The organism is Desulfurispirillum alkaliphilum (assembly GCF_055378285.1).
Window position 1 is genome coordinate 1997850 of sequence record NZ_AP042405.1, and the last position, 21172, is coordinate 2019021.

At 56.9% G+C, this 21172-nt stretch carries 20 protein-coding genes; 9 read left to right on the plus strand and 11 right to left on the minus strand.

The features are described 5' to 3' along the window. Window positions 1-18 precede the first annotated feature (18 nt). The 4 genes from ACZ46I_RS08990 to gshA all read left to right on the plus strand — a co-directional run bounded on the left by ACZ46I_RS08990 (window position 19) and on the right by gshA (window position 6751). Window positions 19-2931: an insulinase family protein gene (locus tag ACZ46I_RS08990; protein ID WP_464280582.1), complete on the plus strand. Its 2913-nt coding sequence runs from the start codon at window positions 19-21 to the stop codon at window positions 2929-2931. 166 nt (window positions 2932-3097) lie between these two features. Continuing rightward, window positions 3098-4873 (plus strand): methyl-accepting chemotaxis protein, encoded by a 1776-nt coding sequence (locus tag ACZ46I_RS08995; RefSeq protein ID WP_464280583.1) that lies wholly within the window; start codon window positions 3098-3100, stop codon window positions 4871-4873. Between the two features lie 104 nt (window positions 4874-4977). Continuing rightward, window positions 4978-5244, plus strand: a complete 267-nt coding sequence (locus ACZ46I_RS09000; RefSeq protein WP_464280584.1) for a glutaredoxin — start codon at window positions 4978-4980, stop codon at window positions 5242-5244. Window position 5245: 1 nt separating this feature from the next. Further along, window positions 5246-6751 carry a glutamate--cysteine ligase gene (gene gshA, locus ACZ46I_RS09005; protein ID WP_464280585.1) on the plus strand — a complete coding sequence of 502 codons (1506 nt, stop codon included), beginning with the start codon at window positions 5246-5248 and terminating at the stop codon, window positions 6749-6751. 17 nt (window positions 6752-6768) lie between these two features. Here gshA and accD read toward each other — a convergent pair whose 3' ends face one another. The 4 genes from accD to ACZ46I_RS09025 form a co-directional block, all read right to left on the minus strand. Then, window positions 6769-7572: an acetyl-CoA carboxylase, carboxyltransferase subunit beta gene (gene accD, locus ACZ46I_RS09010; RefSeq protein ID WP_464280586.1), complete on the minus strand. Its 804-nt coding sequence runs from the start codon at window positions 7570-7572 to the stop codon at window positions 6769-6771. Window positions 7573-7724: 152 nt separating this feature from the next. Beyond that, window positions 7725-9071 (minus strand): magnesium transporter, encoded by a 1347-nt coding sequence (gene mgtE / locus ACZ46I_RS09015; protein ID WP_013506265.1) that lies wholly within the window; start codon window positions 9069-9071, stop codon window positions 7725-7727. A 159-nt stretch (window positions 9072-9230) separates the two neighbouring features. Further along, a complete protein-coding gene (locus tag ACZ46I_RS09020; RefSeq protein ID WP_013506264.1) occupies window positions 9231-9947 on the minus strand; it encodes a cytochrome c biogenesis CcdA family protein in 717 nt (238 codons plus the stop codon). Between the two features lie 3 nt (window positions 9948-9950). Beyond that, on the minus strand, window positions 9951-11021 hold the full coding sequence (locus ACZ46I_RS09025; RefSeq protein WP_464280587.1) for a pyridoxal phosphate-dependent aminotransferase: 1071 nt from the start codon (window positions 11019-11021) through the stop codon (window positions 9951-9953). Between the two features lie 309 nt (window positions 11022-11330). Here ACZ46I_RS09025 and ACZ46I_RS09030 point away from each other — a divergent pair, with 309 nt between their 5' ends. Next, entirely contained in the window at window positions 11331-12287 is a 957-nt protein-coding gene (locus ACZ46I_RS09030) for a ketopantoate reductase family protein (RefSeq protein WP_226507689.1), read from the plus strand. Here ACZ46I_RS09030 and ACZ46I_RS09035 read toward each other — a convergent pair. Genes ACZ46I_RS09035 through ACZ46I_RS09045 form a run of 3 tightly spaced genes read right to left on the minus strand, consistent with a single transcriptional unit; the run spans window position 12275 to window position 15497 of the window. Further along, the gene (locus ACZ46I_RS09035; protein ID WP_013506261.1) at window positions 12275-13441 is read right to left on the minus strand and encodes a sensor histidine kinase; all 1167 of its coding nucleotides are present in this window, start codon (window positions 13439-13441) and stop codon (window positions 12275-12277) included. The genes ACZ46I_RS09030 and ACZ46I_RS09035 overlap by 13 nt on opposite strands. 21 nt (window positions 13442-13462) lie before the next feature. Continuing rightward, window positions 13463-14056 carry an anthranilate synthase component II gene (locus ACZ46I_RS09040; RefSeq protein ID WP_013506260.1) on the minus strand — a complete coding sequence of 198 codons (594 nt, stop codon included), beginning with the start codon at window positions 14054-14056 and terminating at the stop codon, window positions 13463-13465. Continuing rightward, window positions 14037-15497: an anthranilate synthase component I family protein gene (locus ACZ46I_RS09045; protein ID WP_013506259.1), complete on the minus strand. Its 1461-nt coding sequence runs from the start codon at window positions 15495-15497 to the stop codon at window positions 14037-14039. Before ACZ46I_RS09045 ends, ACZ46I_RS09040 begins: the two co-directional genes overlap by 20 nt. A 125-nt stretch (window positions 15498-15622) precedes the next feature. Between ACZ46I_RS09045 and ACZ46I_RS09050 the strand changes: the two genes are divergently transcribed. From ACZ46I_RS09050 to rpsT, 4 genes are all read left to right on the plus strand, one after another. Next, window positions 15623-16534 (plus strand): metal ABC transporter ATP-binding protein, encoded by a 912-nt coding sequence (locus ACZ46I_RS09050; RefSeq protein ID WP_425492144.1) that lies wholly within the window; start codon window positions 15623-15625, stop codon window positions 16532-16534. Between the two features lie 17 nt (window positions 16535-16551). Then, window positions 16552-17385 (plus strand): metal ABC transporter permease, encoded by an 834-nt coding sequence (locus ACZ46I_RS09055; protein WP_013506257.1) that lies wholly within the window; start codon window positions 16552-16554, stop codon window positions 17383-17385. A 2-nt stretch (window positions 17386-17387) separates the two neighbouring features. Beyond that, entirely contained in the window at window positions 17388-17825 is a 438-nt protein-coding gene (locus ACZ46I_RS09060; protein WP_013506256.1) for a Fur family transcriptional regulator, read from the plus strand. 172 nt (window positions 17826-17997) lie between these two features. Next, window positions 17998-18270 (plus strand): 30S ribosomal protein S20, encoded by a 273-nt coding sequence (rpsT, locus tag ACZ46I_RS09065; RefSeq protein ID WP_013506255.1) that lies wholly within the window; start codon window positions 17998-18000, stop codon window positions 18268-18270. Here the strand turns inward: rpsT and nth are convergent, their stop codons facing one another. From nth to mazG, 4 genes are read right to left on the minus strand one after another with little or no spacing between them, the layout of a single operon-like run. Continuing rightward, window positions 18271-18921, minus strand: a complete 651-nt coding sequence (nth, locus tag ACZ46I_RS09070) for an endonuclease III (RefSeq protein ID WP_013506254.1) — start codon at window positions 18919-18921, stop codon at window positions 18271-18273. It abuts the gene before it with no gap. Between the two features lie 2 nt (window positions 18922-18923). Continuing rightward, on the minus strand, window positions 18924-19847 hold the full coding sequence (locus ACZ46I_RS09075) for an aspartate carbamoyltransferase catalytic subunit (protein ID WP_013506253.1): 924 nt from the start codon (window positions 19845-19847) through the stop codon (window positions 18924-18926). A gap of 3 nt (window positions 19848-19850) precedes the next feature. Beyond that, the gene (gene pyrR / locus ACZ46I_RS09080) at window positions 19851-20390 is read right to left on the minus strand and encodes a bifunctional pyr operon transcriptional regulator/uracil phosphoribosyltransferase PyrR (RefSeq protein ID WP_013506252.1); all 540 of its coding nucleotides are present in this window, start codon (window positions 20388-20390) and stop codon (window positions 19851-19853) included. After that, window positions 20387-21166: a nucleoside triphosphate pyrophosphohydrolase gene (gene mazG / locus ACZ46I_RS09085; RefSeq protein WP_013506251.1), complete on the minus strand. Its 780-nt coding sequence runs from the start codon at window positions 21164-21166 to the stop codon at window positions 20387-20389. Before mazG ends, pyrR begins: the two co-directional genes overlap by 4 nt. Between the last annotated feature and the right edge of the window lie 6 nt (window positions 21167-21172).

The window sequence follows — 21172 nt, forward strand, 5'->3', positions numbered from 1 at the left end:
GGAGAACACATCAGCCCTATGCCATATCCCACATTTCAACTCAAAGGTTCGCGCTTCATCGACTCTCTGCAAATCACAGTGGAAGAATATGTGCATATCCGCACCGGAGCCCGCCACTACCATATAGCTGCCGATAATGAAGAGAATGTCTTCAGTGTCGCCTTTCGCACCGTCCCTGCCGATTCCACCGGCGTTGCCCATATCCTCGAGCACACTGTGCTGTGTGGCAGCGAGCGTTTTCCCGTGCGGGATCCGTTTTTCATGATGACCCGCCGCTCCCTGAACACCTTCATGAACGCCTTTACGGGCAGCGACTGGACGGCGTACCCCTTTGCCAGCAAAAACCGCAAGGATTTCATGAACCTGCTTGAGGTCTACCTGGACGCGGTCTTTTTTGCCAGCCTCGATAGGTACGACTTTCTCCAGGAGGGGCACCGTCTGGAATTTCAGGAGCCCGCAGATTGCCATTCCGGTCTGACGTACCGGGGCATTGTGTACAATGAGATGAAAGGCGCCATGAGCTCTCCGGTCAGTGAGCTGTGGCAGAAGCTGAGCCACCACCTCTACCCCACGACGACCTACCACTACAACAGCGGTGGGGACCCCGAGTGCATTCCCCAGCTCACCTACGAACAGCTGCTGGACTTCTACCGCACGCACTACCATCCCGGGAATGCCATCTTCACCACCTACGGCGACATGGATCCGCAGGATATCCAGCAGCAACTGGAGGAAAAGGCGCTGCACCGCTTTGCGGACAGCATGACACCGGTACTGGTGGGCGACGAGCAGCGCTTTGATGCTCCGCTGCGGGTCAATGAAGTCTACGCCCTGGATGAGGAGTCGCTGACGGAGAAGACGCATATTGTCATGGGCTGGCTGCTGGGGAAGAATACGGATCTGCAGGAACTGTTCAACGCCGAACTGCTTGCCAGCATCCTGCTGGACAACAGCGCGTCTCCTCTGCGTCACGCCCTGGAAACCACAGCGCTGGGCAGCTCCCCTTCGCCACTGTGCGGGCTGGAAGAGTCCAGCCGGGAGATGTGCTTTGTCTGCGGCCTGGAGGGGAGTGAACCCCAGCGGGCGGATGAGGTGGAGGCGCTGATCATGGAGATCCTGAACCAGGTGGCCACAGAGGGTGTTCCCCGTGAAGTCGCTGAAGCGGCGCTGCACCAGCTGGAGCTTGAGTATCGTGAGATCGGGGGGGACAGCCTGCCCTTTGGCCTGCAGATCATCCTGCAGGCTTTGCCGGCCGCTATCCATGATGGTGATCCCGTGGCCATGCTGGATATTGATCCTGTGCTGAACCATCTCAGGGAGCAGATACAGAATCCTGCCTTTATCCCCGGCCTCGTGCGCCGCTTCTTCCTCGACAATCCCCATCGCGTGCGACTGGTCATGGCGCCTGATGCCAACCTGGGTCAGGAGCGCGAAGCCAGGGAGCAGCAGCAGCTGCAGCGGATTCTGGAGTCGTTGAGCGAAGCTGAGCGGGAGCAGCTGGTGGAACGTGCTGCTCTTCTGCAGTCTCGCCAGCAGGCGGTACAGGACGAGAGTATTCTGCCCTGTGTCACCCTGGAAGACGTGCCGGCGGATATCCATGTGCCGCAACCGGCTGGACGCGAGCTTGGGCCCTGGCCGGCGGGCGTCTACCACCAGGAGACCAACGGCCTGGTCTACCTGCAGGCGGTGGCAGAGCTTCCGCAGCTGCCCGATGATCTTCTGGATTCCTTTTCGCTCTATACCTCATTTGTCACGGAACTTGGCTGCGCAGGCGACGACTATCTGGAGACGCAAAGACGTATGTCCAGAAGCACTGGCGGCATTGGCGCCTCGGCTTCCATGCGCGGCAATGTGGATGATCCCGCACGCTTTCGCGGTTTCTTCAGCCTGGGGGGCAAGGCGCTGGATCGCAATACCAGGCCGATGGTTGAGCTGATAGCGGACTTCTATCACCGCAGTCGCTTTGACGAAAAACGTCGCATCCGCGAGCTGGTCTCCCAGAAGCGGGCGGCCCGCGAGCAGAGTATTACTGGCAGCGGACATCAGCTGGCCATGACAGCCGCCACCAGCAGAATCAGTCCGGTATCGGCGCTCTCGCACCGGTTGCGTGGCCTGATGGGGATATCCCGACTGAAGCAGCTGGATACTCAGCTGGGTGATGAGGCAAATCTGCAGAAGCTTCTGCTGGATTTTTCGCGTATCCACGCCATTCTCACCGAGGCACCCCTGCAGTTTCTCTGTGTGGGCAGGCCGGAGGTTGCCGCTGAAGCCGCTCAGGCGCTTGTGGATACCTTCGGCAGACCCCAGGCGGCGGGCCACCACCAGCCCCTGGCCTTTACCGCCGCGCAGGGGGAGTTGGCCCATCAGATGTGGATCACCAATACGCAGGTGCACTTCTGCGCCAAAGCGTACCCCACGGTGGCCTCCGGCCACCCCGACGCGGCTGCGCTGGCGGTTCTCGGTGGCTTTCTGCGCAACGGCTATCTGCATCGTGCCATTCGGGAGCAGGGCGGAGCCTATGGCGGTGGTGCCTCCCAGGACTCCACGACGGGGGCCTTTCGCTTCTTTTCCTATCGCGATCCGCGTCTGGAAGAGACCCTGGCGGACTTTGACCGGTCGGTCCAGTGGCTGCTGGAAAAGGATCATCCCTGGCAGAAAGTGGAGGAGGCCATTCTCGGCGTTATTTCCGGCATGGACAAGCCCGCTTCCCCAGCTGGTGAGGCCCACAAGAGCTTCTTTGACGCGCTTTACGGGCGTACACCAGAACACAGGCTCCTGCTGCGTCAGCGGGTGTTGAATGTCACTCTGGCCGACCTGCAGCGGGTTGCTGCTGCTTACCTGCAGCCCGGACGCGGGCATATCGCCGTCGTGTCACATTCTGAAAGCCGTAATCGTGCCGAGAAACTTTCCATGGAAGTGTTTCGGGTTTAAGAACAGCATGTAACATGGATATTTGAGGTTTTTTCAGGGGAAAGGTGCGTTTGGCAAACTAAAAAAACGTTTGATTCTTGCGAGCGCTATTGTGTACTCTGATGTCAAGTGCCTGTAAATTCTCTGAATATATGGCGTAAATCCGTTCCAGAAGGGGAAAAGTATCATGCTCGTCTCAAAGATCCTGATGACTCTGAAGACATCTTCCCGTTCCGCAGGTCAGGTCATTCCCTTTGCCGTTTCCCTTATGGGCGGTATTGTGCTGCTGCCTTTGTCTGGTTTTTTCTATGCCAGCAATGTCACGCTTGGCGTGGTACTCTTTCTGGTCGGTGCCTTGATCCTGGTGGGTGGCGTGGTCTCCCTGTGGCTCCTGCGGGTGGATTACCCCTTTTCCGTACTGCAGAACACGGTGCGGCCCATTATTGAAGATGGTGACATGAAAAGCCCCTGGCCCGAATCTCCATCACCCTACTGGTCCTATGTCTGGGGCTCTCTCAATACCATGTACTCCAAGTTGCGCGAAATTCTGACCCATATCAATGAGCACAGCGCGGTCAGCGCCATTGCGGCGGCCTGCCTGGCAAAAAGTGCCAATGACGCCGTGGCGGCTAATGAGGAGAACGCGCGCGAGAGCGCAGCCATAGCGGCCGCCACTGAAGAGATGTCCAGCACCGTTGCCAGCGTGAGTCGTTCCATCAGCGACCTGCAGCAGCAGACCAGTGCCGCCAGCGAGCTTGCCAATACGGCTGATACCCATGCCGTCAATATCGTGAAAATCATGCGCAACATCTCTGCCATTATCGCGGAATCAAGCCATGTGCTGGCCGAACTCAGCGAGTCGGCAGAGAAAATTGAGGATGTCATCGTCATTATCAACGATATCGCCGATCAGACCAATCTGCTGGCACTCAATGCCGCCATTGAGGCTGCCCGGGCAGGTGATCATGGCCGTGGTTTTGCGGTTGTCGCCGATGAGGTGCGCAAACTGGCCGAGAAGACCACCGACGCCACCAGCGGTATTTCCGAAAGCCTCAAGACTATTCGGCGCGACTCCATCGTGGCCGCTGAAAGCACCGCCAAGTCCAGTGATTCCATGGATGAAGGAATCGGTGCCATAGAGGAGATATCGCAGATTATCCATCGCATAAAGGAATTCAACAACCAGATTTCGGAAAACACGCTCTCCATTGCCTCGGCAGCTGAGCAGCAGACCGTCACGGTCCAGGATATCACTGAGCGTCTTGAGGTGATTGCCCACAAGGTTGAAGACATGAAGACCGCCAGCCTTGAGTTCTCCAATCAGGCCCAGTCACTTTCCCTGAGCAATGAAGCCCTGTCGTCGTTTACCACCTCATTTGACACCGGTGACTTCTCCAGTCGCATCAGGGAAAAGTTGCGCAGTGCGGCGGCTGAGGCGGAGCGTGAGATGGAAACCATGCTCAGTCAAGGGGTCCTGACCCATCAGGAGCTCTTCAGTACCGACTACAAGAAAATCCCGGGCATTGAACCGCCCAAGTACGAGGCCCCCTTTACCGGGAAACTGGAAAATCTTTTCAGCCTCATCCAGCGCACGTTCTTCGATGAAAGGCAGATGGCCTATTTTATTTTTGAGAATCGCGACGGCCTGAATGTGGTGCATAACGACAAGTTCAATCAGCCCATGACCGGGAACCCTGATGTGGATGTGACGCGTAACCGCTCAAAACGCCGCTTCTTCACGACAGAGATGGAGCAGAAGTGTGCCCGTAATGATCAGGGAATACTGCAGCAGACCTATGTGCGTGATACGGGAGAAATCCTCACCGATGTATCCTTCCCGGTCTTTATCGGTGGCAAGCACTGGGGTGTGGTGCGTTGTGGTTATGGTAACGATGTGCGTGGTGGCAGTGCCAGCTGTCCCGTGCTCCCCTCAGCGTCGAAGCAGCTCAAGCCGGTCAGCTGACGGAATTCCTGATATCCGCACATCCCGCGAGGAAAGTCTCCTTTCGGGATGTGTGCTTTTCTGCTACAGTAGCCGCCGTAAAGCAATGCTCCGCGGAGGCCCCCATGTCAAACGTCACTGTCTACACCAAGCCCACCTGCCCCTACTGCCATCGCGCTAAAGATTTACTGGACAGTCTGGATGTTCCCTACACCGAGTACGATGTGTCCCGTGACCCGCAGCTCTACGCCACCATCAAGCAACGCTCCGGCATGAATACGGTTCCGCAGGTTTTTGCCGGCGATACGTGCCTGGGTGGATTCTCGGAAATCAGCGCCCTGCACGCAAAGGGAATGCTCCTGGCAGCGCTTGGTCTGACAGAACAGCCCTGATATGATCTGGACAGAATCCGCCCACTGGAACTTTGAAGACAACCTTCGCCTTTTCTCCCAGGGTTCAGGAAAGGCGCTGCTGGGCAAGGGCAACCATGGCCTGGAGCGTGAAGCCCTGCGGGTGCTCGGCGATGGAACCCTGAGTCTGCGCCCGCACCCTCGGGCCATTGGCGACAAGCTTACCCACCCCGCTATTACCACAGACTTTTCGGAAAGCCAGCTGGAGTTCATAACGCCGCCCTTTGCCACCCTGGAGGAGTGCTACCGTTTTCTGGCTCAGATACACGGCTTTGTCAGTCGGAATATCAATGGAGAACTGCTCTGGCCCATGAGCATGCCGTGCCGTCTGCCCGCGGAAGCCGATATTCCCATTGCCCACTACGGCGAAGGTGCAGCGGGGATGGCAAAGGAGATTTACCGACGTGGCCTGGCCCTGCGTTATGGCAAGGTCATTCAGATGGTCTGCGGTATACACTATAATTTCTCGTTCAGTCAGGATTTCTGGGAGTTTCTCCACGGGAAGCTGCCAGTGTCCCATATGGATTTACAGGACTTCATCAACGAAGGCTACTGCGCCATGGTTCGCAATTTCCTGCGCCTGCGTTGGCTGTTTGTCTACCTGTACGGTGCCTCGCCTGTGGTGGATTCGTCTTATACCACCAAAGCGCTGGAGGCTCTGCAGCTGGTTGGCACCGATACCTATGGTCTGCCCTACGCCACATCACTGCGCATGAGCCATTTCGGCTACTCCAATGAAGAGCAGCGCAATTTCCGCGTCTGCTACAATACCCTTGAACGGTATATCAGCGACCTGCGCCGGGCCATGAGCATGCCTGACAGCCGTTACGAGGCCCTGGGTCTTTACCGTGACGGGCAGCAGGTGCAGCTCAATGCCAATGTGCTGCAGATCGAAAATGAATACTATGCGCCCATACGGCTCAAGAACAGTCCCGAGCCGGGGGAAACGCAGCTGGAGTCCCTGGAGCGATCTGGTGTGCGTTATATTGAAGTCAGGGCTTCTGACCTCAATCCCTATAATCCCTTCGGGTTGGAGTGCGATCGCCTGTACTTCCTGCATATGTTGCTCATCTACTGTCTGCTGCGCCACAGTGATCACTGCTCACGGCGCGAGCGGGAAGAGGAGATCAACAGCAATGAGCGTCTTGTGGCGCTGGAGGGACGCAAACCGGGTATCGAAATTGCTTTCTGTGGCCAGAAACGCGATATGCGGCAGGCGGCGCGTCTGTTTCTGGGAGATATGGAGAAGATCGCACTGCTGCTTGATGAGCACGGCGAAGAACCGAAATATACCCAATGTGTACTGCGTGCCCGCGAGCGTATTGAAAACAGCGAGCTGACGCTGTCCGGCATGATGATGGCCGAATTGACCCAGGGGGGAACCTCTTTTGTGGAGCATGGCCTGTCACTGGGGCGACTGCACAAAATGGCTTATGATCGGATGGAGAAGGTCACCGGGCTGTGGGAGCTGCTGGCCAGAGGTGAGTGACTGGCCAGCAGGTGGGCTCAGAAACCCAGCAGACCCAGGGAGTGGCTGATGGTCGCGCGCAGATCCTTGCGGTGCACGACCATGTCGAGCATGCCATGCTCCAGCAGAAACTCCGAACGCTGGAAGCCGTTGGGGAGTTTCTGGCGGATGGTCTGCTCTATGACGCGGGGACCGGCAAAGCCGATCAGCGCTTTGGGTTCGGCAATGTTCAGATCGCCGAGCATGGCAAATGATGCGGTGACGCCACCAGTGGTGGGGTCAGTCAGCAGGCTGATATAGGGAATGCCATGGCGGCCAAGTTCATGGAGAGCCGCAGAGGTCTTGGCCATCTGCATCAGACTGAGGGTTGATTCCTGCATTCTGGCTCCACCCGAGCAGGAAACGATAATGACCGGGCGCTTTTCCGCAATGCCGCGCTCAATGGAACGGGTGATTTTCTCGCCGACCACACTGCCCATGCTTCCACCCATATAGGCGAAGTCAAAAATACTTATTTCCACGCTGTGTCCAAGGATGGTGCCACGTCCGCAGACGATGGCATCCTTGGTGCCGAGCTTCTTTTCTGTCTCCACAATGCGCGCCGCGTAGGATTTGGAGTCGACGAATTCCAGGACATCCACAGGTCTCAGGTCCGCGTCGAACTCCACAAAGGAGTTGGCGTCCAGCAGGGTGGCAATGCGCTCGGCGGCACCCAGTCGCTCATGGTGCTGGCACTTTGGACATACGTAGAGATTTTCCTGGAAGTCCTTGCTGTATATGGTGTCCTTGCACTCCTTGCATTTTATCCAGATGCCTTCAGGGATACTGGTTTTTTCTGTCATAGGTTCCACCTTTGATTATCTATGTGTTCATTTCAGGTATGGGCAAACAGGCAACGGTACTTTACGAAATAGCACTCAAAGGAACAAGCATTCTTTTTCAATGGCAAAAAAACACCGTTTACAGGGGCAAATTGCCCGCTCGGCATCAGGGGCTACAGGAGGAAGGCCGTGGCGATGGAAAAGTAGATGAGAATGCCGGTCACATCCGCGATGGAGGTGATCAGTGGAGCACTGGCCGCAGCCGGATCGAAGTTGAAGCGACTGAGGGCAAAGGGCAGCAGCATGCCTACCATGCTGCCCACGATGACGACCAGGAACATGGAGAGGGCCACTACCATGCCAACATCAACGCCTCCCCGCCAGACGCCAATCATGACAATGGCCAGGGCCATGGTAACGCCCAGACCTAAAGAGACAAGCAGTTCCTTGCCCCACATGCGCAGCCAGTCGCGCCTTTGGATATCACCGGTGGCCAGGGCACGCACCATCAGGGTAGCGGACTGGGCTCCGGCATTACCGCTGCTGGCAACAATCAGAGGCAAAAAGAAGACCAGGACGATGACCGCCTCGATGGTGGCCTCAAAGTGGGCAATACCCGCTCCACTGAAGATGTTGACAAAGGTGAGCAGCACGAGCCAGCCGACCCGCTTGCGGTACAGCAGTGCAGGCGTGGCGTCACGCAGGCTCAGGTCAACGACACCCACACTCCCCATCTTGTGGAAGTCTTCCGTAGCTTCCTGTTCCACGACGTCCATGATGTCGTCAACGGTCATGATTCCCAGCAGTACCCCTTGATGGTCGATGACGGGCAGAACTTCGATGTCATAGTGTTTGATGACCCTGGCGGCTTCTTCGCGATCCTGATCAGCTTCGATGCTGATGACATTGCCGGGCATGATGGTCTCCACCCGGTCATTGAGGTGCCCCAGGAGGAAGTGCTTCAGCTCAATGGCGTCTTTGAGTCTGCGTTCGCGGTCGATGACGAAGATGGTGTTGATGGTTTCGCCCTGCAGGCTGTGCACGCGGATGTATTCCAGGGCGTGTTTGATGGTCCAGTGCGCCTTCACCGCAACGAAGTGGGTGTTCATCAGGCGACCCACGCTCTCCTCTGGGTAGCCAAGCTGCTTGAGAACCTGCTTGACGTCGTCGGGGCTGAGCAGTTTCAGGAAGTTGGCCAGTTTTTCCGCTGGCAGCTGCTCCAGCAAGGCTGTGCGGTCGTCGGGGAAGAGGTGTGTCAGGATATAGCGGCCATCCTTGACGCTGAGGAGCTCCAGGATCTCTGTCTGGCGGGGAATGCTCAGGTAGGCAAAGAGCTCCACCCAGCGCTTGCGTGAGAGCAGGCCAAAGATGCGCAGGCACTCCTCTGGGCTGACCTTGGAGAGCACCGCGGCAATATCCGCTGTGTGCATGCTTTCAAGCAGCTCAACGGATGCTTCACTCCAGTCTTCGCCGGCAAAGCGCTGGGCGAACTCAGAGGGGTTTTCCTGTTGCTCTTCCATGGGATGTCCTTGTGTGTGCAGTATGAGGCGCGTTCGCAGGCTGCGCCCTGTTCACGGCATCGGGATGGAGGTTCCGGCGAGCATACATGTGTCAGGTGCCGGACCATGGCGTTCCCGGTGCTGTGATTCGGGGTTGTGACTCTGAATAATGTATCAGTATTACAGGTTTACCGTAAAAGGAAAAGCCTGATTCATCCAGGCGGCGATATATCCCATATAGCCGGAAAAAATCATGATGCCGATAACCATCAGCAGGATTCCGCTGACTATTTCCACAACGCGCATGCCGGATTTCATGCGCTGCAGAAAGCCCATGAAGTGACTGATCAGCAGTGTGGAAACCAGGAAGGGAATGCCGAGTCCCGCGGAGTAGACACTGAGTAGAATCATGCCTTCGGCGATGGTCTCCTTGGAGGCCGCAATGGTGAGAATCGCCGCCAGAATCGGGCCGATACACGGTGTCCAGCCAAAGCCGAAGGCAAATCCCATAATAAAGGAGCCCAGCGCGCCAGTGGGGATTTTCTGCAGGTGCAGGCGCTTTTCGTGGTAAAGCCATTTAATGGGCAGAAATCCCGTGTAGTGCAGGCCAAACAGGAAGATGACGGCACCTGCCACTTTGGCCAGCAGTACCTGCTGCTGGATCAGAAGAATACCCAGGGCCGATGCAGAAGCTCCCATGATGATGAAGACCAGGGAGAAGCCGAGCACGAACCAGAGCGCGCGGATAAAGAGGCGCAGGCGGTCGGAGCCGGTCATGTCCATCTGGGCGGCACCACCGGTGATAAAGGAGAAATAGGCCGGCACCAGGGGGAGCAGGCAGGGAGATATGAAGGAAAGGATTCCGGCAATGAATGCCGTCCAAAGAGTCAGATCCATTAATTACTCCTCTTGGGTCGCGTGGTGCGACAGGTATTCGTCCAGCGCCGCGATACAGCGCTGGACATCCTGACGGGTTCCGATGCTCATTCGTACCATGGAGGAAGCCACGCGGCGACCTCGGCGAACCAGGATACCCCGGGTTTTCAGAAAAGCCATAAGGGCGTCGGGATCGTCGGGCCTGAGCAGCAGAAAGTTGGCCCGCCCCTCGTAGACGTCGATGGAATGTTGACGGAGGTACTCTGTCAGCATGGGTTTGGCGTGGTTCATGACCTCCGCGACATAATCATGCATATACCCTGGACTGTCCAGGGCCGCCGCTGCCGCAACCGCGCCCAGCATGTTGACATCATAGGGGCCACGCACCTTCAGAAGCTGCTCCACCACGTCCTCGTGAGCCAGCAGGTAGCCCATGCGCAGTGCCGCAAGGGCGAAGGCTTTGGAGAAGGTGCGCAGCACGGCCATATTGCGGTGGGCGGGGACCATGTCCTTGACGGTTTCGCCGTGGAACTCGTAGTATGCCTCGTCCACGATGAAGAACGTTTGTGGCCAGCTCTGAATAAGGCGCTCCAGAAACTTTCGCTCAATGGGGGTTCCCGTTGGGTTGTTGGGGTTGACCAGTACCACCACCTTGGGGAGTCCAGTGGCAATGGCCGCTTCGACCTCCTGGTAAGGGAAAGAGAAATCCTGGCAGTAGGATATTTCCACAATATCCGCATGCTCAAGGCCCGCAGCCTGTTCAAACATGGCGAACGAAGGACTCAGCAGCACAACCTGGTCGCCGGGATTCACCAGCAGGCGCATCAGAACATCTATGGCCTGATCAGAACCATTGGTAAAGAGGCAGTGCTTTGCCGACAGCTGGACGTAGTGACCGATTTTTTCGGCGAGGTCGGCATATTCCGGGTATACCTGGAGCCTGCCACTGGCAAGAAAGTGGCTCAGCGCGTCGATGACAAATGCTGGTGGAGGCTGGGTCGATTCGTTAAAGTCGAGCAGCAGGCAGCCGGAAGTGGATCTTCCTTCCAGGGGGGGAGTATATGCAGACATCGCCTGAATATGAGGTTTAAACATGCAAAGGCCTCAATAGATGGTATTCTGTGCCCGTAAGGTGTAGCAAATTCCCCTTTCTTATGCACGTAGATTTTTTGGAACTCTGCATGGCGGCACTGTTGACTTTTTCAGCAGAAGCGCCAGTGTTCCAGGAGCGAGCCGGATGGTGAGCGGCAGAGACTCGAGCCATGGACGAAAGCGAGTGTCTCAGGGAGGGAACACTCCCGCGCGTGCTTCTTTGCACGCAGGAAATTGCAGGGGTTTCGCTACGCCAGGCACATCCTGGCGCACCGAGGCTTCCGTGAACCGAATTTTTTCAGGAGATTGCTGATGACAGACTTGCACAGAGCCGTACCGCATATGCTGATTGTCGGAGCAGGGGCCATCGGCTCCTATTATGGATCGAAACTCCACCGCGCGGGCGCACGCGTCAGTTTTCTCTGCCGCTCTGGCGGGGATATGCTGCGTGAAACGGGAATCACCATCGATTCGCTCCACGAAGAGCGCTTCCACTTCCATCCCCAGCGTGTTCTCATGGCCGGTGAACCCTGCCCGGAACCCGTGGATTACATTGTGCTCACCACCAAGGTCCTGCCCGGCATCAGCGGCGTCGACATCATCCGTCCCTACCTGGGGGAACAGACGGTTATCGTACTCATCCAGAATGGTATTGATATTGAAGTTCCCTATCGGCAGGCCTATCCTGAACACGAGATTATCAGTGTGCTGGCCTTTGTGTGCGTCAGTCGCCTTTCGCCCGGAAAGATACTCCACCAGGACTATGGCAAGCTGGCACTGGGGAATTATCCTGAGGGGAAAACCCCATACCTTGAGGCGCTGGTGGAGTTGCTGCGCCTTGGTGGTGTCACCTGTGAAGTTACCGACAGAGTTCAGGAAGCGCGCTGGCGCAAGCTGGTATGGAATGCCTCTTTTAACACCCTGTCGGTGCTGGGTGGAGGTGTGGATACCGCTCAGTTGCTGGCTGACGAGGAGTCTTGCCAGCTGGTACGCCAGGTCATGGAGGAAGTATGTCTGGTGGCCGCGGCTGAGGGGCACCGCCTGGTACCCTCAATTGTTGATGAGCAGATTGAGCACACGCGGGTGATGACTCCCTATAAAACCAGCATGTTGCTGGATTATGAGAATCGCCGGCCCATGGAAGTGGAGGTGATCGCGGGAAATCCAGTGCGCAAAGCGCGGCTGCACGGCCTGAGCGTGCCGCGACTTGAGATGATCTACCGGCTGCTGCGCCTGCAGGATGCTCAGCGCAGACGTCAGAGGGGGTAGCTGGCGATAAAGGTGGTTCCTTCGCGCTGGCACACTTCAAAACGCACTGTGCCACCCAGGTAGCGTTCGGTGAGCAGCTTCATGCTGTAGGTGCCCAGCCCGCGATCGCGCCCTTTGGTGGAGAAGGAGCGTTGAAAGAGTTTGAGCTGGATGTCGCGGGGCATGACGGTCTGGTTGCGTACCCAGAAGTCAATCTGAGTGCCATCGCTGCTGCGACGGCAACCCACATCCACCACCTGTCCAGGCGCGGATGCCTCCAGGGCATTTTTCAGCATATTGCCCAGCACACGCCGAATCAGCAGTCCCGAAGAGTTGAAGGTGATGTTTTCCGAGCTGGTGTCGATATTGATGGCAATATCCTTTGCCAGGCGGTTCCCCAGGTACTGTCCCACCACGCCGGAGAGCAGTTCCAGGGAGGCGCAGTACTCCCGGCGTACCTCCAGCTGGTCGGTCTCCGCCATAAGCAGATCTCGCTGTTCAAGAATCTCTTCGGTGAGCTGGCGCGAAGCCTGCTGCAGTGAGTTGAGCATCTGCCGGGTGGAAAAAGGGCCACCGGATGAGATCGTATTACTTTCGCGGAGGTTATCCACCAGCAACTCCACATAGCTTTGCAGGCTGCCGGCGGTGTTGATGATATCGTGGAAGAAGATACGTTCCAGGTTCTGCCGCCGTTTTTCGTGGCTGAGATTGCTGATGGTCAGGATAGAGAAGACCTGGTTCTGGACATGCAGTGCCGTGGCGTTAATACCCAGCTCCAGAGAATCGGACTTCCCCTGGGACTCCACATTGAGCAGACACTCCCGGTAGGATTCCTCGCCCTGCAGGGACTCGAGAATGGCCAGCACCGCTCCGCAGTTGCGGCAGGCCTCGGCGGTTCCGCAGCCACCGGCCTCGAGAAAGGCATTGACGCACCCCACTACTTCGCCTGGTCGTTTTCCCAGTATATCGTCACGATTCTTTACCAGCAGCATTGCCATCAGTGCCCGGTTGCACAGGGCAATCTGCCGATTCCCGTTGAGAATCATGATAGGCTGCGCAATGCTGTCAAGCAGCTGCACCGTGCTGTGGTAGTCCAGCAGCAGCTGCTGCTGATCCAGTACATTCTGGTGCGAGGAGCGCTCTGGTGATGCAAAATAGGTTCTATCGCTATTCATGGACCAACCCCTGGCCTCCAGTCATACTGCCACGGAAATATGGTGATCGCGCCCCTGTTGTCTGGGAACTTCAAGGAAATTGCAGAGGATGTCCTCACCATGCTGACAGAGAATGCTTTCAGGGTGAAACTGAATGCCATACAGCGGCCGACTGACATGTTCCACGGCCATGATGGTGCCATCTTCGGTCTGGGCGGTGATGCGCAATTCTGCGGGCAGGGGACGCAGCCCGATCAGGGAGTGGTAGCGGGCAACCCGGATATGTTGCGGGATATTGCGAAACAGGTGGCTGCTGTCATGGGTAATGACGCTGCTCTTGCCGTGGAAAACATTGCCCGATGGAACCACCTGGCCGCCCAGGGCTGCGATGATGGTCTGGTGGCCAAGGCATACGCCCAGCAGGGGCACGCTGGCATGGCGCACCAGCTGGGCGCACAGCCCATTGGGGTCGGGGCTGGAGGGGCCGGGTGAGAGGATGATTCTGGCCGGTTTCAGCGCCATGACCTCTTCCAGGGTCACTTCGTCGGGGCGAACGACCTTTGTGGGTATATATTTGTCCACAATCTGCACGATGTTATAGGTGAAGGAGTCGTAATTATCGATCATAAGCAGCATGGGCTTCCTCCATTTGCAGGGCCATTTCCAGGGCGCGCATCAGGGCAGCGGCCTTGTTCTGACACTCTTCATGTTCCTTCAGGGGATCGCTTTCGGCGACAATACCTGCGCCAGCCTGCACCGAATACTGGTTCTGTCCTTTGTTGACAAGGGTGCGTATGGCGATGCAGGTATCCATGTTGCCGGCGTAGTCAAAGTAGCCTACAACACCGCTGTAGATCCCCCGTGCCAGCTCCTCGTGCTGGGCGATAATCTCCATGGCGCGTATTTTGGGCGCGCCGGAAACGGTACCGGCGGGAAAGGTGTCCCCCAGCATGCTGAGCAGCCCTTTGCTGTGGGCTGGGTCGATGGTGCCGCTGACATTGGAGACCATATGCATGACGTGGGAGTAGTGTTCCACCACCATCAGCTCGGTCACTTCCACGGAGCCGGTTTTACAGAAGCGTCCCAGATCGTTGCGTGCCAGATCCACCAGCATGATGTGTTCGGAAATCTCCTTGGAGTCCGCCTTCAGCTCCTGCTCCAGGCGCAGGTTCTCCAAGGGGTCGGCCGCAATGCGACGGGTTCCGGCGATGGGGCGCAGGAACGCCTTGTCGTCTTTGATCTTCAGGTGCATCTCCGGTGATGAACCGATGAGGCGATAGTCTCCAAAATCCAGGAAGAAAGTGTAGGGAGAGGGGTTTACCCGGCGCAGGGCCCGGTAAACTGTAAATGGCGCCACCTCGGCACAGACCTGCATGCGCTGACTGAGCACGGCCTGGATGATTTCTCCCTGGAAAATATCCTCCTTGATCTGTCGGACGCTCTCCATATACGCTTCGGCGGGAAAGAGGTACTCCACCTGCAGTGATCCGCCTGCCGGTCTGTCATAGCGGATTCCCGCATGCTGCAGCGTGCGCACCACATCAGTCATCTGCCGGACGCCTTCATCATAGTCGTCAGCCTGCTCAAGGTTAAAGAGCAGGGTCACGGTATTGTTCCAGTTGTCAATGATCAGCAGCTTGCGAAACTCATACAGGTGAATGAGGGGGAGGTTGAGCCGGTCGTGCTTATGGGAGGGCAGCTTTTCGAAGAGTCGCGCGGCATCGTATCCGATATGGCCCACATAGCCTCCGGAGAAGTCGGGGAGAGCGGGATCCTTACGGTAGCCCCGATCCCGCAGCAGCCCGTCCAGATATTCCAGGGGTTCCGTGTCAAGGGGCTGACCATTGACAAACAGCCCCTGGTGGTTCACCAGGATTTCGTCCCCTTTCTCCACGCCGATAAAAGTATAGCGGCTCCACTTACCGCGGGTTTCCACTGACTCAAATATAAAAGGAGCGCTCAGCACGCGGCCTATGAAAACGGGTGTAAAGAAGTCGCCGGGAATATCACACCGCAGAAGGTAGCGGCCATACTGGGCGTGATACTGTGTAAAAGCCTCTTTGGAGGTAATTTCCATGCTGTGGGCTCCTGGTGGATGGCTTTGAATAGGGTTCACTAAAAGTGTATATCTACAACACCTCTGCCCCTGGAACAACAGGAAACTGAACTTTTCTCCCCCTTCTCCATGGGAAGGTTCCCTGGGTGAGCGGGCCTGTCATGCGAGCACGGTTGCTGGATTCGACACATGGGTCGAGTGTCCAGGGCCGTGAAGGGGGGCTTTTCGGAATCGTGCTGATTTCGATTTACACATCCTGCGGAAATGATTACCATGCCGTCATTCATTTTCAGACAGGCAGGATCGTGACCATCGCCATCGACATACGCAATCTCAGTTTTACCTATGAAGAGCGCCAGGTTCTCCACGACATTAATCTGCAGGTACACGAGGGCGACTTTCTGGGCATTGTTGGTCCCAATGGTTCGGGAAAGTCAACGCTGCTGAAGCTTATCCTGGGGCTTCTGCGTCCCGGAGAAGGCTCCATCACCCTTTTTGGTGAGGACTCCCTCTCGTTTACCCAGCGTCACCGCATCGGCTATATCGCCCAGCGTGCCAGCAGTGTCAACCTTGGCTTTCCGGCCACGGTCAGCGAGATCGTGGCATCGGGTCTGCTTTCGCGCCAGCATTTTCTGGGGCGCCTGAAGCAGGTTCATAAGGAAAGCATCCAGGCTGCCATCAGGATGGTCGGGCTTGCTCCCCACAGCGACCAGATGCTCGGGAAGCTCTCCGGTGGTCAGCAGCAGCGTGTCTTTATTGCGCGGGCGCTGGTGAGTGAGCCCGAACTGATGATCTTTGACGAACCCACGGCGGGCGTGGACGGCGAATCCATGGAGCGTTTTTATCAGCTGCTCGAGGATCTGCATTGCCACCACGGAAAGACCATGATCCTGGTCAGCCATGATATAGGAGTCATCACCACCCGGGTCAACAAGGTGGCCTGCCTGAACCGGGAGCTGTATTTTCACGGCGACAACCTGGATTTTATCGCGCAGCAGGAGAGCATTCTGGATCGCGCATACCGTCATTCTGTCCAGGTGATCAGCCATGGACACTGAACGATGAGGGCAACGGCGTGATTGATGCACTGATCCACTACAGTTTTATGCAGCGGGCTTTCGCTGCGGGTCTCCTGGTCGGCGTTATTGCTCCGCTGATTGGCGTCTATCTGGTAATGCGGCGCCTTTCGTTGATTGCCGACGCCCTTTCCCATGTGACTCTGACAGGCATAGCGGCGGGAATGCTGTGGAATAAGCTCTTTCCGTTTTTTCCCGTCAATCCTGTACTAAGCGGCATGGGGGCGTCCACAGTCGGAGCGCTTTGTATTGAACAGTTGCGCAGGGCGTATCGTCACTATCAGGAGCTGTCCATTCCCATTATCCTCGCCGCCGGCGTCGGGCTGGGGGTGGTGTTGATCAGTATGGCCGATGGCTTTAACGCTGAGCTTTTCGGCTACCTCTTTGGCAGTGTCGTGGCGGTTTCAGTCACCGACCTGTGGCTTATCGTCATGACGACCGGACTGGTCTTCGGCTTTACCCTGTTCACCTATCGTCCCATGTTTGCCCTCTCCTTTGACGAAGAAGGGGCGCGGGTGGCGGGTATTCCCCAGCGGGCGCTGAACTTCTGCTTTATTCTGATGGTAGCGCTGGTGATTGCCGTTGGCATGCGGGTGGTGGGGATACTGCTGATCTCTTCCATGATCACGCTTCCCGTTGCCGCCAGTCTGCATGTGGCCCGCAGTTTTTTTCAGACGTTTCTCTATGCCGTTTTCTTTGCACAGCTTGCCATAATCAGTGGGCTCATCGCGGCCTTCTACCTGGACTGGGCTTCGGGGGGTACCATTGTGCTGGTGGCCGTGGCCATCCTCCTGCTGTGCATGGGGTATAAACGCATCCGGGTGAGGGAGTAGTCATGCAGATTGAGCGTGCCCTTGAGTCGCTGCGCAAGCAGGGCATCAAAACCACAGGGAAAAGGCGTGCCTTGCTGGAGGTCCTTGGTGCCGATTACCGTTTTCTTTCTGCCAAGGAGCTTTACGAGGCCCTGGCGCCTGAGTACCCTTCCATAAGTTTTGATACCATTTACCGCAATATGGGGATGTTCGTGAAAGCAGGCATCCTGGAAACCACAAACCTTGAGGGAGAGCGACGCTTCCGCCTCGGCAGAAGCTGCGGCCAGGCTCACGATGATCATCAGCACTACGTGATCTGCCTTGGCTGCGGTAGTTCCCTGGTGTTGCCCGGCAACTGTCCGGTGAAGGCGATGGCCCTGCCGGGAAATTTTCAGATTACCGGGCATAAGCTGGAGATATACGGTTACTGTGAGCAGTGTTGCCCCGCTGACGGGAGTTAGCGGGCTGCCGAGATTCTTATCCGCGCGTTGACAGCCTGCATCCTGGTGTTTTTGGCGCCTGCCGGTTCGGGCTGTTTCAGCAAGCTGTTCATGCTGCGGGCTTTTAGTGCTTGACCATGCCAGCTGGGACGTGATACATTCCCCGGCTGTACAATTCACACAGGAGGCTATTTTGGCTCATACAAGCTCCGCGCGCAAGCGCATCAGACAGTCACAAAAGAAGCATGCTCGCAACAGTTACGTGAAGACCACGCTGCGAACTTTCAATAAAAAATTCAACAAGGCCGTTGAAGCTGGCGATAAAGAGCAGGTTCAGACCCTGTTCCGTCAGTGCCAGAAAAAGTTTTCCCAGGCAGCTGCCAAAGGCGTGATTCACAAGAACACCGCCAGCAGAAAAGTTTCCCGCCTGGCTCAGGCCGCCAAAAAGGTTCTGGTAGAGAGCTGATCAGTTCTTTTTCTTTTTGCGTTCATACAAACAGAATGAAGCCACAGTGCACTCGTCGCATTGTGGCTTTCTTGCTTTGCAGCAGCGCCTGCCGTGAAAGATCAGCAGGTGGTGCAGCTGCGACCATTTTGGCTGCGGGGTATAGGCCATCAGATCCTGCTCCACAGCCAGGACCGTTTCTCCGTCGGACAGACCGATGCGCCGGCTGACACGAAACACGTGGGTGTCAACGGCAATGGCATCGCTGCCCATGGCGCAACTGGTGATGACGTTGGCACTCTTGCGGCCCACGCCGGGCAGTGACATCAGCTCCTGACGCGTTGAAGGTACCTCTCCTCCAAACGTTTCCACCAGCATTTTTGCGGCGGCAATCAGGTTTCTGGCTTTACTGCGGAAAAGTCCGCAGGACTTGATGATACCTTCCAGCTCGGCCTGATTGGCGGCTGCCAGTGCTTTGGCGTCCGGGTAGTGCATAAAGAGAACCTTTGTCACCTGGTTGACCCGGACATCGGTGCACTGGGCTGAAAGCACGACCGCCACCAGCAGCTCGAAGGCGTTGTCGAAGTCAAGCTCGGGGGCGGCATCGGGGTACTGCTCTTCCAGCAGGTCTATCAGCTTTCTGACGTCTTTTGGGCGCAGGGAGCAGGCCACGGTCAGCCTACGTGCAGAACGTGGAAGAGCATGCTCATGCGTACGGCCACGCCGTTTTCCACCTGTTGCAGGATCAGGCTGCGCTCTCCGTCGGCCACTTCCGGCGAAAGTTCCAGACCACGGTTGACCGGTCCAGGGTGAAGGATAACGGCATCTTTGCGCATCATCTGCTGACGTCGCTTATTCAGCCCCCAGATGCGGGAGTACTCCGCGGTATTGGGAAAGAGGGCGGGGCCGTGCTGACGTTCCATCTGGATGCGCAGCATAATAACCACATCTGCCCAGGGGAGCACTTCTTCAAAGTTGGAGGTGATGGGAACATTGTCGATGTGAAAATTGCGCGGCATCATGGTTCGGGGGGCGCACAGCCGGACATTGGCTCCCAGTTTATGCAAGCCGATGATATTGGACCGCACCACGCGGCTGTGGGCCACGTCGCCCACGATCAGGACGTTCACGCCTGCCAGCTTTCCGATATGTTCCTGAATGGTGAATATGTCCAAAAGAGCCTGAGATGGGTGTTCATGGGCGCCATCACCGGCATTGATAACGCTGGCTTCGATGTTATCCGCCAGCAGCTTGGGAGAGCCGGAGACGCTGTGGCGAATGACGATGACGTCAGGATGCATGGCCATGATATTCCTGGCCGTATCCAGGAGAGTTTCCCCTTTGGTGGTGGATGATGTGGAAGAAGAAAAGTTGATGGTATCCGCACTCAGCCGCTTTCCGGCGATTTCAAAGGACGTGCGGGTACGGGTGGAGTTTTCAAAGAACATGTTGATCTGTGTTTTGCCCTTGAGAGGGGGGACCTTCTTCACGGCTCTGGTATTGATCCCCTTGAACTCCCTGGCCGTATCCAGCAGGAGGGTAATTTCTTCAGCGCTGAGATGGTAGAGGCCCAGGATATGATTCTGTTTGAACTCCATGCTTTACTCTCCGTCTTTGCTTTGCAGTATGTATACGCGGTCCTCATCATCTATTTCCTGCAGACACACCTTGACGCGCTCGTCGCGGAAGGTGGGCACCTTCATGCCTACATACTCGGCGTACAGGGGCAGCTCATTGTGGCCACGATCAATGAGGACAAAAATTTCCACCAGGGCTGGACGTCCCTGGTCCATGACGCAGTACAGTGCGCTGCGAATGGTTCGGGCGGTGTAAAGGACGTCGTCGACGATAATCACTTTTTTCCCGTCAAAGTCAAAGGCGGCGAGGGGGCCTTTCAGCACAGGCGCTGATTGTGCCATGGAGAGGTCATCGCGGTAGAGGGTACTGTCCATGACGCCAAAGGGAACTTCATGGCCGGTCATCTGTTTCAGTTTTTCCACCAGCCGGCGTCCAAGGTGTTCGCCCCGCGTGCGCAGGCCGACGACCATGGTGGCGCTGATATCCTTGTGTTTTTCGATAATCTGACTGGCGACGCGGGTCAGAGCGTGATCTACATCCCGGGCACTCATGATCTCTCTCATAATGACCTCTCCTGCTCCTTGATTTCGTTCCAGAAACGATCCAGCTCTTCAATATCGGCTTTGCCACCGGCCTGCGCCAGGCGTTCTTCAACCTGGCGAAAGCGGCGCGCAAATTTCTGATTCGTGCGATTGAGGGCCGTTTCCGGCTCAACTCCCAGCTTGCGGGCGCAATTAACGACGCTGAAAAGGACATCACCCATCTCGGCCTCAATTTCGGCGAGTTTTCCCTGCTGAATCGCATCACGCAGCTCGCCGATCTCCTCCTCCAGCTTGACAAGAGTGCCCTCGGCGTCCGGCCAGTCAAAGCCAGTCTTCGCGGCACGCTTCTGGAATTTGTAGGCCCTGGCCAGGGCGGGCAGATGACGGGGTACGCCATCGAGGACGCTGGTGCGTTCGCGTTTTTCAGCGGCCTTGATTTCGCCCCACTGCTGCAGCACTTCGTCGGCACTTTCCAGCGCGTTCGAACCGAATATATGAGGGTGGCGGCGCACCATCTTTTCGTGCAGCGTACGGGCCACGTCGTCAATGGTAAACGCCCCGCGGCGGCTGGCGATATCGCTGTGGAAAAAGACCTGCAGCAAGACGTCGCCCAGTTCTTCCATCAGTTCTTCGTCATCACCGGCATCTATGCTGTCCACCACTTCGTAGGCCTCTTCAATGAGGTACTGGCGCAGGCTTTCGTGGGTCTGTTCCCTGTCCCATGGACATCCATCGGGGCCGTTGAGGGTGTCCATGAGCTCTCTGAGGCTTTCGAGGGAGACGTAGTGCGCAGACATAACACC

Coding starts and splice junctions, on each gene's coding strand:
- ACZ46I_RS09060 (WP_013506256.1), top strand. CDS start 17,388: ATGCAGATTGAGCGTGCCCTTGAGTCGCTGCGCAAGCAGGGCATCAAA.
- mazG (WP_013506251.1), bottom strand. CDS start 21,166: ATGTCTGCGCACTACGTCTCCCTCGAAAGCCTCAGAGAGCTCATGGAC.
- ACZ46I_RS09030 (WP_226507689.1), top strand. CDS start 11,331: ATGACAGACTTGCACAGAGCCGTACCGCATATGCTGATTGTCGGAGCA.
- ACZ46I_RS09075 (WP_013506253.1), bottom strand. CDS start 19,847: ATGGAGTTCAAACAGAATCATATCCTGGGCCTCTACCATCTCAGCGCT.
- accD (WP_464280586.1), bottom strand. CDS start 7,572: ATGACAGAAAAAACCAGTATCCCTGAAGGCATCTGGATAAAATGCAAG.
- ACZ46I_RS09045 (WP_013506259.1), bottom strand. CDS start 15,497: ATGGAAATTACCTCCAAAGAGGCTTTTACACAGTATCACGCCCAGTAT.
- pyrR (WP_013506252.1), bottom strand. CDS start 20,390: ATGAGAGAGATCATGAGTGCCCGGGATGTAGATCACGCTCTGACCCGC.
- mgtE (WP_013506265.1), bottom strand. CDS start 9,071: ATGGAAGAGCAACAGGAAAACCCCTCTGAGTTCGCCCAGCGCTTTGCC.
- ACZ46I_RS09025 (WP_464280587.1), bottom strand. CDS start 11,021: ATGTTTAAACCTCATATTCAGGCGATGTCTGCATATACTCCCCCCCTG.
- ACZ46I_RS09020 (WP_013506264.1), bottom strand. CDS start 9,947: ATGGATCTGACTCTTTGGACGGCATTCATTGCCGGAATCCTTTCCTTC.
- ACZ46I_RS09040 (WP_013506260.1), bottom strand. CDS start 14,056: ATGCTGCTTATGATCGATAATTACGACTCCTTCACCTATAACATCGTG.
- ACZ46I_RS09000 (WP_464280584.1), top strand. CDS start 4,978: ATGTCAAACGTCACTGTCTACACCAAGCCCACCTGCCCCTACTGCCAT.
- ACZ46I_RS08990 (WP_464280582.1), top strand. CDS start 19: ATGCCATATCCCACATTTCAACTCAAAGGTTCGCGCTTCATCGACTCT.
- ACZ46I_RS08995 (WP_464280583.1), top strand. CDS start 3,098: ATGCTCGTCTCAAAGATCCTGATGACTCTGAAGACATCTTCCCGTTCC.
- gshA (WP_464280585.1), top strand. CDS start 5,246: ATGATCTGGACAGAATCCGCCCACTGGAACTTTGAAGACAACCTTCGC.
- ACZ46I_RS09035 (WP_013506261.1), bottom strand. CDS start 13,441: ATGAATAGCGATAGAACCTATTTTGCATCACCAGAGCGCTCCTCGCAC.